This is a genomic window from Caulobacter segnis, from assembly GCF_029543125.1.
Lineage (GTDB): Bacteria > Pseudomonadota > Alphaproteobacteria > Caulobacterales > Caulobacteraceae > Caulobacter > Caulobacter segnis_D.
This window is the reverse complement of sequence record NZ_JARQWW010000003.1, coordinates 425,124-439,186: the sequence shown is the minus strand read 5'-3', so window position 1 is coordinate 439,186 and position 14,063 is coordinate 425,124. Positions and strand designations below refer to the sequence as shown.

Sequence of the window (14,063 nt, the reverse complement as noted above, 5' to 3'; positions counted from 1 at the left end):
CTCAAGCTCGCGCCCGAGCCCACTCCTGATAACGTGCGATTACAACGTCGCCCCAGTCGCCGTACCAGGCGTAGCCAGCGCGGCGCTCCAGCTCGACGGGCTTCAGATCGTATCGGACGATGCCGTCGCGGCCGGCGAAGATCGGACGGTTGGTGGGGATCTCGTAGAAGCGCGCCCAGATCGGCTTGGCTTTCGGATCAGCCACGGCGATGCGGTCGCCGTTGGCGGGGCGATCGATGCGAACGCCCTTCAAAGCGGTGGCCTTGTACCCGGCGACACCGCTTTCCACGGCCCGCACCACTTCTGGGCTCGGCTTGTCGAGGCTCATGAGCAGCAGCAGGACGCCGGCGCTTTCGTTGGCGCTGATCGACGGCGGCTCGAACATGCGGCCCATGCGCGGCTCATAGGTGACTTCGTCGTGCTGGGATCCCCAGGCCGTCAGCTTCCCATCTGCGACGATCTGGGCGCGCAGGATGTACGCCACGCCCTTGTCGAAGGCGGCCTGCGCCTGGGCGGGGCGTCCCGGAGAAACCTTGGCGTAGATGGGATCGGTGGCGACCTCGCGGACGAAGGTCATGACCTTCACCATCGCGTCGTCGTTGAAGGACGCATAGCGGGCGTTATGCGCGGCCACCGACGGATGCGAGCCGTAGGGCCAGCTGCCCTTCGGGTACTGCGCATCAAGGACATAGCTCAGCCCGGTGTCCAGCGACTGGCGATAACGCTCCTCACCCGTCGCGGCGTAGACACGCGCCAGGAAGCGCATCTGATCGAAACGGTAGAGGCTGGTGGAATGGCCCCGCCAGCCGATCTGTCCCTCCGCCCCTCGGAAAGGCTGAGTGACCACATCGCCGCCGGGCCATCCGCCGGTCTCGCTGATCTGCCAGGAGATGATGTTGTCGCCGATGGCGCGCGCCTCGTCAGAGGCGAACCAAGCGGCAGGTTTCGCAGCCATGCCATCCCACCATCCGACGGGCATCGAGGTCCCGACCTTGCGGGCCTTGGCCATGACCTCAAGCTGGAACGGACTGGGGAACGGAATGAGCGGCGGGTGCGCCGCCGGATGCTGAACCTGCGCCATAGCGGCGTGAGCCGTGATGAATGGGCAAGCGGCAAGGATCACCGCGACGACAGGCGCGCGCATGCGGAGGTCTCCCCTCAAAGCAAAAATAGAAAGGGCGGCCGACTTGGCCGGCCGCCCTTGGATCGTCCTAGAAGCTGTAGCGGACGCCCAGGTAGAACTGACGGCCTACCTGGAAGTAGTCGTTGGTCCGCTGCACCTCGGAGTCGAGATAGGAGATGTCCTTCTCGTTGGTGAGGTTGATGCCTTCGAGGCTGAACGTGATGTCGTCGTTGAACTTGTAGGACGCCGAGAAGTCGACGAACAGGGTCGAGCGACGGCCGGCCACGTCCACGTTGTACGCTGCCGGAACCGCGGTCAGATACTTGTCGCGGTAAGCGGCCGAGACGCGCGCCTGGAACGGACCGTCTTCATAATAGATCGTGCCGTTATAGGCGTTCTTCGAAAGGTTCAGCAGATCGCGGGTCACCGTGGTGGCCGCCGAACTCGACGACAGGAAGTAGTCGATCTCGGAGTCCACGAAGGTGTAGTTCAACAGAACGCCGAGGTTCTCGAACTTCCACGGCAGGAAGGTCAGGGGCTGCTGGTAGTTCAGCTCCACCCCCTTCAGCGGGCCGCCAGGCGTGTTGACCACGTTGGAGATGCTGAAGTCGTCGTTGACGTTCACGCCCGTACCGGTGAGCAGGCTCGCCGGGAGACCGGTCGTGGAGTACGGCGCGACGACCGTGATGTTCTGAACGTAGGTGCTGATGTCCTTGTAGAAGAATGCGGCCGACACCACGGCGCCGCGGCTCGGATACCATTCCACCGCCACGTCGAAGGTCTTGGCGCGGTACGGCTCCAGCATCGGATTGCCGGTGGTCACGGTGCGCGAACCGCCGGCGACGTTGACGTTGGTGGCCGCCGACAGGGCGCCGAGGCCCGGACGCGACATGACCTTGGCGGCGCCGAAGCGGACCAGGACGTCTTCGCGCGGTTCGATCACCAGGTTCAGCGACGGCAGGGTGTCCTCGTAGGACCGGCCGACAGTCGTCAGCTCGAAGCCCGCCGGGTTCACCGAGGTCGGCACCGTCGAGAAGAAGGTCGAGCTCTGCTTGGTCTTCACGTAGCGGACGCCGACGTCGCCGCGGACCGGCAGGCCGAACAGTTCATGCTTGAAGTCGGCCTGGACGAATGCGCCCTGATCCTCTTCCTCCACCGAGCGGTTGTCGCCACGAGCGCTGGACGTCGTGCTCGACAGGGCGAAACGGCCGGTGTTGCTGAACACGCCGTAAGCCTGAGCGATGGCGTCACGGTTCGGGCTGGCCCAGCAATTGGGCGTGCCCGCCGGCAGATTCAGCTTCTGCAGCCCGCACCATTGCTCGGTGAGGGTCGCCATGGTGGAGCCGGCCGGAATGGCCGGAATGTTGCCTTCGCCCGCAGCGAGACGCTGACCGGTGCCGACGAACTCATACTTCTTGAGGCTGCCACCCAGCTTGAAGGTCAGGCTGTCGTTCAGCTCGTACTGGGCCTGAGCCTGGGCGATCTTGAAGGTGTTGTCGTTCCAGTTCGGACGCAGACGGATGTCCGGGCCAGTGGCGCCGGTGCCGCCCGGGACCGTGACGGTCGGGCCGATGTACCAGTTGTTCGGATCCTTGACGTCGAACCCATAGTTGATGGCCGGGAAGTTCTGGCTGTTGCGCGCATCGAACGAGTAACCGTCCGTATTGATGCGGTCCATCTGAGCGATGTAGTCGAGCGCATTGTCGAAGTCGTTGGACACGTAGCCTACGGTGCCGGTCACCGAGAAGCGATCAGTGAACTCGTGCTTGCCGGCGAGAGTCCACTGAGTGAACTGGGTGTCGTAGACGTCCAGATAGTTTTCCGAGCGGATGTCGACATTGTCGAGCAGCGCATAGACCAGCGTGCCGTCGGCGTTGACGGCGGCGTCGCGGACCACGGTTTCAGGCTTGCCGCCCTGCGAGGCGCCGCGGCTCAGGCCGATCGACTCCAGCTGGCGCTCGTTACGCTCGGCCTCGAACTTCGAGTACATGACATCGAGGCTGACTTCGGTGCGGTCGGAGGGGCGCCATTGCAGGGCGCCGGTCAGGCCCAGACGCTTGGTCTGGGTCTCGTACTGCTGGTAGCGCAGGAAACGCGGATAGCGCGTGGTAGCAGCGCTGGCCAGGTCATATGCGGCCGGGTTGGTGCCGGCGCAGAGCGCGGGGCGCTGGGCCACGTTGCAGAAGCCGCCGTCAGCCGGACCGACGTTGAACTGTCCGGTGCTCACCCCGTTCTGGCGGATGCCGCGTTCGGAGTAGGCCGCCGAGAACAGGGCGCCGAAGGTGTCGTCGAAGAAGGTGTTGCTGACCAGCAGCGCGACGCGCGGGTCGTAGTCCTTCGACAGGTCGCTGTAGCCCATCTTGGCCGAGCCGGCGATCTTGAAGCCGTTGTAGTCGAACGGCTTGCCGGTGCGCAGGTCGACGGTGGCGCCGAGCGAACCTTCATCGATTTCGGCCGACGGTGTCTTGCGCACGTCGATCTGGCTGAAGAGTTCGGAGGCGAACACGTTGAAGTCGAAGCCGCGGCCGCGGCTCGAGCCAGTCGTGGCCTGCGCTTCGATGCCGTTGATGCGGACGCGGGTGAATTCTTCGGAGAGACCCCGGACCGACAGGTTGCGGCCTTCGCCGCCGTCACGCGTGATCGACACGCCCGGCACGCGCTGAATGGCTTCGGCGAGGTTGTTGTCGGGGAACTTGGCGATGTCTTCGGCGACGATGGAGTCCACCGCGCCAGTGCTTTCGCGCTTCAGCTCCAGCGCCTTTTCGAGGCTGCTGCGGAAGCCGGTGACAACGACTTCCTCAACCTCGGCGTCCTGTGGGCCGGACTGGGCGTGAGCCGCGCCGGCCAGCATGAGGACCGCCGCAGCGCTGGTGCCCAGCAGAACGGCGTTGCGACGCAGCTGTCCCCTGCCCGCTTGATCGCACTTTTTCATGTCGTCTCTTCTTTCCCTGAACTTGTTTCTTGTGATTGCGGCGGTTGTTTCCGCCGGCCCCTCTGCCCCCAAGCCGATCAAGCTCAGGTCGCCGATAGAAAGGGGATCAATCGCGCGCGATCGACCCCGAAGCCCAGGAGGGGAAATGGGCGGGCTTCATTGACCATCTGCAGGAAGTTCGACGTTTCGGGCGTGGCCCGAAACAGATCGCGCGCAGCGATGCAGGCACCTTGAAGGCGCATCGTTTCCTCTCCCCTGATACCGGTGTCATCGAGCGATGCCCGAGCTCGGCTTTGTTTTCGCTATTCAGCGTTACTCACAGCAAGCGCGTCAAGGCCGGCCATGTCAATCTGAATATGCCAGCGCTGGCACGAAACATTTTGCGCGGCGGTGAGCAAAAATCCCGCCCGAATTTGCTAGCGTGATGGCGGGGCGGTGCTTTCCCGCTCCACAAGCTCCAGGGTGATTTCATCCGGCGCGGTTTGAATGGAAGGCTCTCCCTCCTCCGCTCCGATCCTTGCCAGCAGGCGTTTCGCGGCGGTTTGAGCCATGGCGCGCATGGGCCGGTTGATGGTTGTCAGGGCGGGCGAAATCATCTGCGCGATGCTGCTGTCGTCAAAGCCCGCGACCGACAGATGGCCCGGCGAAGAAAGCCCCCGCTCGGACAAAGCCTTCAGCACGCCCGCGGCCATGAAATCGTTGGAGGCGAAGACCGCGGTCGGCGGATCGGGCAAATCAAGCAGACTCCTGCCGAAGGCGATGCCTGATTCGAAGCTGTAATCGCCTTCACTCATCACCGTCGGGCTCAAGCCAGATTCGGCCAATGCATCCAGGAAGCCCAGACGTCGCTGCTGGGCCGAGATGAACCTCGACGGACCTGAGATGAACCCTATGCGGCGATGGCCCATTTCGATCAGGCGGCGCGTCAGGATCTGGACGGCCTGACGCTCCATGGAGACCAGCATGTCGGCGCCGGCGATCGGGATCGAGGCGATCGACACGCTCGGGGTCGCGGTCTCGGCGATGACCTGATGGAGTTGGGACAACTCGGCCAGCGGCGGCAGCACCACCACGCCGTCCACTCTGGATCGCCGAATGAAGCTGCGCACATCGTCGAGCAGTTGCTCGGAGCCGTAGCAGCACGGGTGAACCACGACCTCGAAGCCCATGGCTCCGCAAATCTCGGTGAGTCCCCGCTGCACGGGATCGAGGACCTGGGCGTTGGGGTCGTCATGGATCAGGCCGATCAGAAACGAGCGCCCGGTAGCGAGGGCTCGCGCTCTGGCGCTGGGTCGAAAGCCGAGGCTTTCGATCACCGCTTCAACTCTGCGCCGGGTCTCTGGATTGACCTTGCTTGAGCCGTTGATGACGCGCGAAACCGTGCGCAGCGAAACCCCGCTGCGGTCGGCGACATCGGTGATGGTCACGTCGTTCATGGCGTCGTGCGGCTGCTGAAACAGCGTCGCGTAGCACGAGACTGTCAGCTTCGCCTATGACGGGAATTATGACAATCGCCTGTGAAATGGTCCGTTGATGCCGCTGGCTTTTGCGCTGACGCCCCTTCTATAGATGGCGCTTCTTCGCGGACGACAGGGTCGGTCAGTTTGCACATAGCCATCGTCGGCGACGGGTTCAGCGGGACGCTGTTCGCCCTCAAGATCGCGGCGGCCAAGCCGCAGGCGCGTGTCACGGTGATCGGCCGCGAACGCCGCCTTGGCCGTGGTCTGGCCTATGGCGCGGCCGATCCCATGCACATGCTGAACGTGCCGGTCAGCCGTATGGATTTGGGGTTGCAGCCCTCTTTCCATGATTGGCTGCGCGCCGAGCATGGCGATCATTGGACGCTGGAGGACTTCGCGCCCCGCGCGCTGTTCGGCGACTATATGGAGGCTCTCGCCGCCACAGCTACGACGACGGAGCGGATTCATCGCGTGCGCGGCGAAGCCGTCGGCATGGACAATGGACTTCGCTCGTCCGTCCTGTTGGCCGACGGGCGGACCGTAGCGGCTGACGTCGTGGTCCTGGCGCTCGGCAACCTTCCGCCCGACCGTCCCGGCGGCATGCCGGAGATCGTGCTCGACAGCGACCTGTTCGTTTCCGATCCGTGGGCGGCGGGCGCGCTCGACGGCCTGCCGTCCGAGGCGCCGGTCCTGCTGATCGGCGCCGGCCTGACGATGATCGACATCGCCCTTCGTTTGGCTGGCCGCAGGCATCGCGGAACCATGACGGCGGTCTCCCGACGCGGACTTCTGCCGCGCGGTCACGTGGCTGGTGGAATCTGGCCTGCCTTCCTGCATGAGCTTGTGGGCCATTCGCCGCGGACTATCGCACGGGAGCTGCGGCGGCAGGTCAGGCTTGCACAGGTCGCCGGCACGCCCTGGCAGCGGGTGTTCGATGCGGCCCGGCCAGCGGTCCCAGCGGTTTGGAGCGCCTGGAGCCTTGCGGAGCGGCGGCGCTTCCTCAAGCGCCTGCGCCCCTGGTGGGACGTCCACCGACATCGCACCGCGCCCGAGGTCACGGCCAATCTGCAAGCCTTGCTCGACGGCGGACGTCTTGAGGTGCTGGGCGGGCGCTTCGGTGATGTTTCGATCATGGATGGCGTAGCTAAGATTCAGGTCGCGGTCGATGGCGTGACGCGAACCGTTGACGCATCGCGCGTCATAAACTGCACCGGCCCGGGCGGCCGGTTCGATCGCACAGCGATCCCGCTGATCGCCGATCTACGCGCCAAGGGACTGGCGCGGGCCGATGCGCTCGGCCTTGGCCTGGACACCCAGGGCGGCGCTGTCGTCGGCGTATCCGGTGACCCTTCCGAGCGCCTGTTCGCCCTTGGTCCGCTGGCGAAGGCGGCGTGGTGGGAGATCACGGCGGTTCCGGAAATCACCATCCAGATCGATGATCTGGTTCGACGCCTAGCCAACGAGGCCACGCCGGCGTCACCCCTGTCAGCCACAGCCTTCATGGACATGGGCGCCGGCATCTGACGCCCTGAATCCCGCCTTAGAAAATCTGGCGGGACTCAATTCCTATTAAATAGATAGATTTTCAGCAGGCGACGTTCCCTCCCCTTTACGTCGCTGCAGACTGCCGAGCGCGGACTGGTCAATCCCGCCAGTCCGCGCGAAGCTGCCGCCAGATTTCGTGCGCGTTCTTCCAGCAACAAGATGGAGGCGTCCATGAACGCCATCGCAGACCGCAAGCGTTTCGAGACCGAAGTCGTCGAAGGCCTGACCTTCACACCCGCCGGCCCGCTTCTGGGGGCCGAGGTCACCGGCCTCGACCTCAGCCAACCGCTTGAACCCGGCGTGGTCGCCGCCATCCGCGGTGGATTGAACCGATACAAGGTGCTGTTCTTCCGAGGCCAGGACATCACCCATGAGGAGCACGTCCGCTTCGGTCGCTACTTCGGCGATCTGGAGGGACACCCCGTCACCGCGACTGTTCCCGGCTTTCCCGAAATTCTGCACATCGAGGCGGCGGACGGGCTGAAGATCACTGAGGAAATCCTGCCCATCGCCCGACCGGCGAACAAATGGCACACCGACGTCACCTTCCGGGAAAAGCCGTCCTTCGCCGGCATCTTGCGGGGACGCCTGCTGCCACCTTATGGGGGCGATACGATCTTCGCCGACACCAACGCCATCTACGAAGACCTGCCGCCGCCTGTGAAGGCCAAGATCAGCCGCCTGAAGGCCGCGCACGACATCCTGCAGAGCTTCGGCTACCGGATCAGCGAGGAGACGAAGGAGCAGCTGCGACGAGATTATCCGCCGAGAGCACACCCCATCGTCCGCACCCATCCGGAGACGGGCGACAAGCACCTGTTCGTCAATCACGTCTTCACGACGCGCATTCTGGGCATCGACGAGGATGAGAGCCGCGAGCTGCTGACCTATCTCACCGATCGGGTGAAGGCGCCGGAGTACCAGGTGCGCTTCCGCTGGTCGCCCAACGCTATCGTGTTCTGGGACAACCGCGCCACGCAGCACTATGCGGTGCTCGACTACTTCCCACACGATCGCGTGGTGGAGCGGGTGACGGTGCAAGGAACTGACATCCCGTTCTAGGCCGCTCAACGGCCCACGCCGCAGCGATTCCGGTTCTCTCAGAATGCGGCGCCCTGACGCCTTGAATGTTATAGCATAACGCCTATGTTCTGCGTCTTCCCTGTTCCCCCAGGGCAGATCACCCCGTCCGACACCCCTCCCCCAGCCAGTCGGACGGGGCCCCCTTAAGTACCGCTTGAGAACCGGATCACGATGAAGATCGCTTCCCCGGCAAAGGCCCTCGACGTATCCGCGATCGGATTGTCAGGCCTGTGCCTGATCCACTGCCTGGTCCTGCCCGCCGTCTCCGTCGCTCTGCCGTTCATCGGAGGCTGGAGCCAAGCGGAGTGGGTGCACCTAGTGTTTATCGCCCTGGCCGCGCCGATCTCCGTCGTGGCGCTCTTTCGCAGAGGCGCGCCTCGTCCGTCCGCCGCGTTGCTCGCCCTGGCCGCCAGCGGCCTCGCCCTTCTTCTGTTCGGCGCGCTGGGATGGCCCTCTCATGACCTGGAGACATGGCTGTCCATCGCCGGGGGTCTGACCCTGACGGCCGCCCACACCTGGAACCTGCGGCGCTCGCCGCCGCCGCCCTGTTCGGACAAGCCTTCCGCAGCTTGAGGGAATCGCCTCTTTAGGGGACGCATCTGACGCGGACCCTTGAGAGCCATGGAATTCAGCCCCCTGCCCGTGACGAGCGTGGTCGGCGCCTTCTTGCTGGCCTTTCCCGCGCTGTTCTCCATCGTCAATCCGATAGGGGCGTCCCTGATCTTCAACGAGGTCACGGGCGGCTATAGCCGTGAGGACCGCGCCAAGCTGGCGACGAAGATCTCGCTCTATGCCTTGGTGGTCCTGCTGGGCTCGCTTTGGTTGGGCAGCTACATCCTCAACTTCTTCGGCATCAGCCTCGGCGCGCTGCGCGTCGCCGGCGGCCTGGTGGTCGCCATCCGCGCCTGGGGCATGCTCATGGCGCCCGAGGCCCTGGAAGACCGCAAGGCTGGTGACGCGGCCATGGCCAAGGGCTCGCCCGACGACGTCGCCTTCTTCCCGCTGACCATGCCGTTCACGACCGGACCAGGCTCGATCTCCGTGGCGGTCGCCCTGTCGTCGCAGCGGCCAGCCGACGGCCCGGGCACCGCGTCGTTTTTCATCGGAGCTAGCCTCGCCGCGATCTGCATGGCGGCGGCTGTCTGGCTGTCCTACCGCTCGGCGGACCGCATGATGAAGCTGATCGGCACGGCTGGCGCACGGGTGATGTCACGCCTCGTGGCCCTGCTGCTGCTGTGCATCGGCGTGCAGATCATCAGCACCGGCCTGGAAAGCCTGATCACGCCGCTGCTGGACGGCAAGTCGGCTAGCTGACCACGACCCGCTCCGGCGGCGGGGTGCGGACGATGAAATGCCCCTTCACGCCCTCCGGCCATTGGCGGTAGGGCACGACGCCCTCCGCGCTCTCCAGCCAGGCCGCGACGTAGTCGAGGATCGCCTTGGCGGCTTCAGCCGTCGGTTCGAACTTGCCCAGCACGTAGCCGATCTTCCCCGGCCCGCGCAGGTGGATCGAGCAGTGCTGGCTGCAATTGAACAGACAGGGCATCTGCTCGATCGCCAACTCAGCGAGGCGATCATCGCCCTTCGCAGCCTCGATCAGCGCCTCGAACATCCTGGCGCCGCCGCGCACGCCCTCGGCGTCCTCGCGCTCGTCAGCCGACCAGCGGCAGGTGTTGCAGACGATCAGGGCCGGGCCTTCGGAGGCCGCTTGCAGCAGGCTCAAAACTCCACCCCGGCCTGGGCCTTCACGCCGCTGCGGAAGGGGTGCTTCACCTGGTTCATCTCGGTGACCAGATCGGCCGCGTCGATCAATTCCTGCGGCGCATTGCGGCCCGTGATGACGAAGTGCTTCATCAGCGGTTTGGCGGCGATGGCGTCAAGCACCTCCTGCAAGGGCAGATACTCGTAGCGCAGGACGATGTTGAGCTCGTCGCAGATCACCATGTCCCAGTCATTGGGATCGAGCAGGCGCGCCTTGGCCGCCTCCCAGGCCACACGGGCCACGGCGATGTCCCGGGCCCGGTCCTGGGTGTCCCAGGTAAACCCCTCGCCCATGGGGCGGAACTCGATGTGATCGGGAAAGGCGTCGAAGACGGCCTTCTCGCCGGTCTCCATGGCGCCCTTGATGAACTGTATGACGCTGACCCGGCGGCCGTGGCCGATCATTCGGGCCGCCATGCCGAAGGCGGCCGTGCTCTTGCCCTTGCCCGGACCGGTGTTGACGATCACCAGACCGCGCTGTTCCTGCCGCTCCCCCATCATCCGGGCGCGGGCGGCCTGGATGACCTTCATCTTGGCGTTATGGCGCGCGTTGATCGCGTCTTCGTCCGGGGTCTCGCTCATGAGCCTGTCTTGGCGCGGCGGTCGCCGGACGGCAAGCGCCGACTATTCCGCCGGCGCGAGACCATGGAGAGCGGCGTCCTCGTCGTGATGGACACCGTCGAACACGGCCTGATCCAGGATGCCCTGCTCCTTGGCGACCAGGGTCGGGACCAGAGCCTGCCCCGCCACATTCACGGCGGTTCGGCCCATGTCGATGATCGGATCGATGGCCAGCAGCAGACCGACGCCTTCCAACGGCAGGCCCAAGGTCGATAGGGTGAGCGTCAGCATGACAATGGCGCCCGTCAGGCCCGCGGTCGCGGCCGATCCGATCACCGAGACGAAGACGATCAGGGCGTAGTCGGCCAGATCCAGGTGCAGGCCATAGAACTGGGCCACGAAGATCGCCGCCACCGCCGGATAGATCGCCGCGCAGCCATCCATCTTGGTGGTGGCGCCCAGCGGCACGGCGAAGGCGGCGTAGGCGCGCGGCACGCCCAGGCGATTCTCGGTCACGGTCTCCGTCACCGGCAGGGTGCCGATCGAGGAACGCGAGACGAAGCCGAGCTGCACGGCGGGCCAGACGCCCGCAAGAAACTTCAGCGGGTTCAGACCGTGCGCCAGCAGAAGCGCCGGATAGACCACGAACAACACCAGACCGAGGCCCACATAGACCGCGACGGTGAAGGCGCCGAGTTGGCCCAAGGTAGTCCAACCGTACTGAGCCACGGCGTTGCCGAACAGGCCGATCGTGCCGATCGGCGTCAGGCGGATCACCCACCACAGGATCTTGCGCACGATGGCCAAGGCCGAGGCGTTGAATGCCAGGAAGCTGCGGCCCGCCTCGCCAACCTTGAGCGCCGCGATGCCGACCACCAGAGAGATGACCACGATCTGCAGCACGTTGAACGACAGGCTGGTCGTCGCGCCGGCATCCTTCAGCTTGGTGGACGCTTGCAGACCCAGGATGTTGCTGGGCACGAGGCCGGTGAGGAAATCGAGCCAGGAACCGACAGTGGACGGCGCCTTGGCCTGGCTGGCGGCCACCGACGCATGCAGACCCGGCTGGAGCAGCAGGCCAAGCGCGATGCCGATGGTCACCGCGACCAGGGCGGTGATCGCGAACCACAGCAGGGTTCTCCAGACAAGCTGCGCTGCGTTCTGAAGCTCGCGCAGATTGGCGATGCTGGCGACGATGGCGGTGAACACCAGGGGCGGCACGAGGGTCCGTAGCAACTGCACGAACAGGGAGCCGACCTGACGCAGGGTTTCGGCCAAGGCGAAACCCGCCTGCCCTTCCTCCACGCCGAGGTTGCGCGCCAGAAGACCAGCGCCGAGGCCGATCACCATCGCGATCAGAACCTGGAACCCGAAATTGGACCAGAGGGGCTTAGAGGTTTTCTGGGCGGCGGCCGTCGTCATGACCCGGCTCCGGAACGTGGAAAGTCAATGCTAAACCTAGTGTTTCGCTCGGCTTATGCGACCGCAGGAATTCTGCTGATGCAGATAGACCTGCAGTTCCGCTGAAGCCTCGATCGCCAGATGCACGAACTTGCGGCACAGTCCGACGCCTAAGCCGGCAAACGCGGCGGGAGGAAGCCCAAGTGAAGAGACGTGCGATCACGGCCTTGGCGCCGTTGATGCTGGCCTTAGCCGCCTGCAGCGGCCCTGCTCTGCCCACCAAAGACGGCTATGGACCCGATCCCAAACTGCCCAAACCGCACAAGTCGCTTCTGCCAGTGATCAACATCGCGCCCGCCAAGGGATGGCCGGATGGCCAGAAGCCGATAGCGCCGGCGGGCTTCACCGTCGCCGCCTTCGCCTCGGGACTGGATCACCCACGCTGGCTCCATGTGCTGCCGAACGGCGACGTGCTGGTCGCCGAGACAAATGGCCCGCCCAAGAAGTTGAAAGGCCTGCGCGGCTGGGTTCAAGGCAAGATCATGGGCAAGGCCGGCGCCAGAGGACCCAGCGCCAACCGCATCAGCCTGTTGCGTGACGAGGACGGCGACGGCGTCGCTGAAGTCAGAACCGCCTTCCTGGAAGGGCTGAACTCGCCCTTCGGCATGGCGCTGGTCGGCGACAGCTTCTACGTGGCCAACACCGACGCCGTGGTGCGCTTCCCGTATCAGGAGGGACAGACCAGGATCACAGCTGCGCCGCGCAAAGTCGCTGATCTGCCGGCGGGAGCGATCAATCACCACTGGACCAAGAGCCTGATCGCCAGCAAGGACGGCTCCAGGCTCTATGCGACCACGGGCTCCAACAGCAATGTCGGCGAGAACGGCATGCAGAACGAGGAACGCCGCGCCGCCATCCTCGAAATCGACCCGGCCACGGGCGCGGCGCGCATCTTCGCCTCAGGCCTGCGCAATCCCAACGGCATGAGCTGGCAGCCGCAGAGCGGCGCGCTGTGGACCGCCGTCAACGAGCGCGACGAGATCGGCAACGATCTGGTCCCCGACTACATGACCTCGGTGAAGGACGGCGGGTTCTACGGTTGGCCCTACAGCTATTACGGTCAAACCGTGGACGCTCGGGTGAAGCCGCAACGCCCGGATCTGGTCGCCAAGGCGATCAAGCCGGACTTCGCCCTCGGCGCGCATACCGCATCCCTGGGACTGACCTTTTACGAGGGCGCGACCTTCCCCGCCCGGTACGTCAACGGCGCCTTCATCGGCCAGCACGGCTCCTGGAACCGCAAGCCGGCCAGCGGCTACAAGGTCGCCTTCGTACCCTTCGCCGACGGCCTGCCGTCAGGCCCAGCCCAGGATTTCCTCACCGGTTTCCTCAGCCCCAAAGGCGAGGCCTGGGGACGACCTGTAGGCGTCGCCGTGGATCACGTCGGGGCTTTGCTGGTGGCCGATGATGTGGGCGACGTGATCTGGCGCGTGACGCCGACCACGCCGCGCGAGCCCTAGGCGCTGGCGGGGTTGGTCACCGGCACCAGGGCCCCATTGATCGCCCGCGCCTGTGGGGAGGCCAGGAAGACGATCGCGTCGGCCACGGCGGCCGGCGCGGTCCAGGCCGCCGGATCGGCGTCAGGCATGTCGGAGCGGTTGCGGGGCGTGTCCATGACGGACGGCAGCACGGCGTTGACCCGCACCCGCCCCTTCAGCTCCGCCGCCAGGCTTTCGGTCAGCTTGGCGACTCCGGCCTTGGAGGCGGCATAGGGCGCCATGCCGGCGCCAGCCGTTGTCGCCGCGGCCGAGCCGACATTGACGATGGCGCCGCCGTCCGCCAGACCGCTCGCGGCGACGCGCGAGAGATTGGCGCAGGTCTCCAGGTTCATCGCGAACATTTCGCGCCAAGCCGCTGGCGAACCGTCGGAAATCATTTCGAAGGTGAAACCGCCGGCCACGTTCACCAGCACATCCGCGCCGCCCAAGGCCGCCTTGGCTCGCTCGAAAGCGGACCGCGCGGCGGCAGGGTCGGACAGGTCCGCGCCGTCGATCACCGCCACCTCGCCCGAGAAGGCGACGCTCGAAGCGTCGCCCCGAACCGGCGCCGTCACCCGATGGCCCGCCGCTAGGAAGGCCTCAACCACGGCGCGGCCCAGCACGCCCCGCGCGCCCGTCACGATCACCCGCTGCGCCAT

12 protein-coding genes are annotated in these 14,063 nt (G+C 65.5%); 5 read left to right on the top strand and 7 right to left on the bottom strand.

Going from position 1 to position 14,063, the window contains the following annotated elements; genetic code table 11:
* Nucleotide 1: 1 nt before the first annotated feature.
* The 3 genes from pelA to P7B02_RS11220 all read right to left on the bottom strand — a co-directional run bounded on the left by pelA (nt 2) and on the right by P7B02_RS11220 (nt 5,491).
* Nucleotides 2–1,144, bottom strand: coding sequence for a pectate lyase (pelA, locus tag P7B02_RS11230; RefSeq protein WP_277786431.1), 1,143 nt, complete (start codon nt 1,142–1,144; stop codon nt 2–4).
* 67 nt (nt 1,145–1,211) lie between these two features.
* Nucleotides 1,212–4,055 (bottom strand): TonB-dependent receptor, encoded by a 2,844-nt coding sequence (locus P7B02_RS11225; RefSeq protein ID WP_277786430.1) that lies wholly within the window; start codon nt 4,053–4,055, stop codon nt 1,212–1,214.
* A gap of 416 nt (nt 4,056–4,471) precedes the next feature.
* Nucleotides 4,472–5,491 (bottom strand): LacI family DNA-binding transcriptional regulator, encoded by a 1,020-nt coding sequence (locus P7B02_RS11220; RefSeq protein WP_277786429.1) that lies wholly within the window; start codon nt 5,489–5,491, stop codon nt 4,472–4,474.
* Between the two features lie 168 nt (nt 5,492–5,659).
* Here P7B02_RS11220 and P7B02_RS11215 point away from each other — a divergent pair, with 168 nt between their 5' ends.
* From P7B02_RS11215 to P7B02_RS11200, 4 genes are all read left to right on the top strand, one after another.
* On the top strand, nt 5,660–7,039 hold the full coding sequence (locus P7B02_RS11215; RefSeq protein ID WP_277786428.1) for an FAD/NAD(P)-binding protein: 1,380 nt from the start codon (nt 5,660–5,662) through the stop codon (nt 7,037–7,039).
* A gap of 192 nt (nt 7,040–7,231) precedes the next feature.
* Nucleotides 7,232–8,122 carry a TauD/TfdA dioxygenase family protein gene (locus tag P7B02_RS11210; RefSeq protein WP_277786427.1) on the top strand — a complete coding sequence of 297 codons (891 nt, stop codon included), beginning with the start codon at nt 7,232–7,234 and terminating at the stop codon, nt 8,120–8,122.
* Nucleotides 8,123–8,314: 192 nt separating this feature from the next.
* Complete coding sequence (locus tag P7B02_RS11205) at nt 8,315–8,716, top strand: MerC domain-containing protein (RefSeq protein ID WP_277786426.1); 402 nt, start codon at nt 8,315–8,317, stop codon at nt 8,714–8,716.
* A 48-nt stretch (nt 8,717–8,764) separates the two neighbouring features.
* On the top strand, nt 8,765–9,457 hold the full coding sequence (locus P7B02_RS11200) for a MarC family protein (RefSeq protein WP_277786425.1): 693 nt from the start codon (nt 8,765–8,767) through the stop codon (nt 9,455–9,457).
* On the opposite strand, the gene P7B02_RS11195 is transcribed toward P7B02_RS11200, so the two are convergent.
* From P7B02_RS11195 to P7B02_RS11185, 3 genes are read right to left on the bottom strand one after another with little or no spacing between them, the layout of a single operon-like run.
* Nucleotides 9,450–9,866 (bottom strand): DUF1636 domain-containing protein, encoded by a 417-nt coding sequence (locus P7B02_RS11195; protein WP_277786424.1) that lies wholly within the window; start codon nt 9,864–9,866, stop codon nt 9,450–9,452. The genes P7B02_RS11200 and P7B02_RS11195 overlap by 8 nt on opposite strands.
* Nucleotides 9,863–10,486 carry a cob(I)yrinic acid a,c-diamide adenosyltransferase gene (gene cobO, locus P7B02_RS11190; protein ID WP_277786423.1) on the bottom strand — a complete coding sequence of 208 codons (624 nt, stop codon included), beginning with the start codon at nt 10,484–10,486 and terminating at the stop codon, nt 9,863–9,865. Before cobO ends, P7B02_RS11195 begins: the two co-directional genes overlap by 4 nt.
* Before the next feature lie 42 nt (nt 10,487–10,528).
* Nucleotides 10,529–11,887 carry a dicarboxylate/amino acid:cation symporter gene (locus P7B02_RS11185; RefSeq protein WP_277786422.1) on the bottom strand — a complete coding sequence of 453 codons (1,359 nt, stop codon included), beginning with the start codon at nt 11,885–11,887 and terminating at the stop codon, nt 10,529–10,531.
* A gap of 218 nt (nt 11,888–12,105) precedes the next feature.
* On the opposite strand from P7B02_RS11185, the gene P7B02_RS11180 reads away from it, so the two are divergent.
* On the top strand, nt 12,106–13,386 hold the full coding sequence (locus P7B02_RS11180; RefSeq protein ID WP_277786700.1) for a PQQ-dependent sugar dehydrogenase: 1,281 nt from the start codon (nt 12,106–12,108) through the stop codon (nt 13,384–13,386).
* Here the strand turns inward: P7B02_RS11180 and P7B02_RS11175 are convergent.
* Nucleotides 13,383–14,063 carry an SDR family NAD(P)-dependent oxidoreductase gene (locus tag P7B02_RS11175; RefSeq protein ID WP_277786421.1) on the bottom strand — a complete coding sequence of 227 codons (681 nt, stop codon included), beginning with the start codon at nt 14,061–14,063 and terminating at the stop codon, nt 13,383–13,385. The genes P7B02_RS11180 and P7B02_RS11175 overlap by 4 nt on opposite strands.

What these genes read in the sequence shown, in the direction of transcription:
- pelA (WP_277786431.1), bottom strand. Translation starts at nt 1,144, where the DNA reads ATGCGCGCGCCTGTCGTCGCGGTGATCCTTGCCGCTTGCCCATTCATC.
- P7B02_RS11225 (WP_277786430.1), bottom strand. Translation starts at nt 4,055, where the DNA reads ATGAAAAAGTGCGATCAAGCGGGCAGGGGACAGCTGCGTCGCAACGCC.
- P7B02_RS11220 (WP_277786429.1), bottom strand. Translation starts at nt 5,491, where the DNA reads ATGAACGACGTGACCATCACCGATGTCGCCGACCGCAGCGGGGTTTCG.
- P7B02_RS11210 (WP_277786427.1), top strand. Translation starts at nt 7,232, where the DNA reads ATGAACGCCATCGCAGACCGCAAGCGTTTCGAGACCGAAGTCGTCGAA.
- P7B02_RS11205 (WP_277786426.1), top strand. Translation starts at nt 8,315, where the DNA reads ATGAAGATCGCTTCCCCGGCAAAGGCCCTCGACGTATCCGCGATCGGA.
- P7B02_RS11200 (WP_277786425.1), top strand. Translation starts at nt 8,765, where the DNA reads ATGGAATTCAGCCCCCTGCCCGTGACGAGCGTGGTCGGCGCCTTCTTG.
- cobO (WP_277786423.1), bottom strand. Translation starts at nt 10,486, where the DNA reads ATGAGCGAGACCCCGGACGAAGACGCGATCAACGCGCGCCATAACGCC.
- P7B02_RS11185 (WP_277786422.1), bottom strand. Translation starts at nt 11,887, where the DNA reads ATGACGACGGCCGCCGCCCAGAAAACCTCTAAGCCCCTCTGGTCCAAT.
- P7B02_RS11180 (WP_277786700.1), top strand. Translation starts at nt 12,106, where the DNA reads ATGCTGGCCTTAGCCGCCTGCAGCGGCCCTGCTCTGCCCACCAAAGAC.
- P7B02_RS11175 (WP_277786421.1), bottom strand. Translation starts at nt 14,063, where the DNA reads ATGGCGCAGCGGGTGATCGTGACGGGCGCGCGGGGCGTGCTGGGCCGC.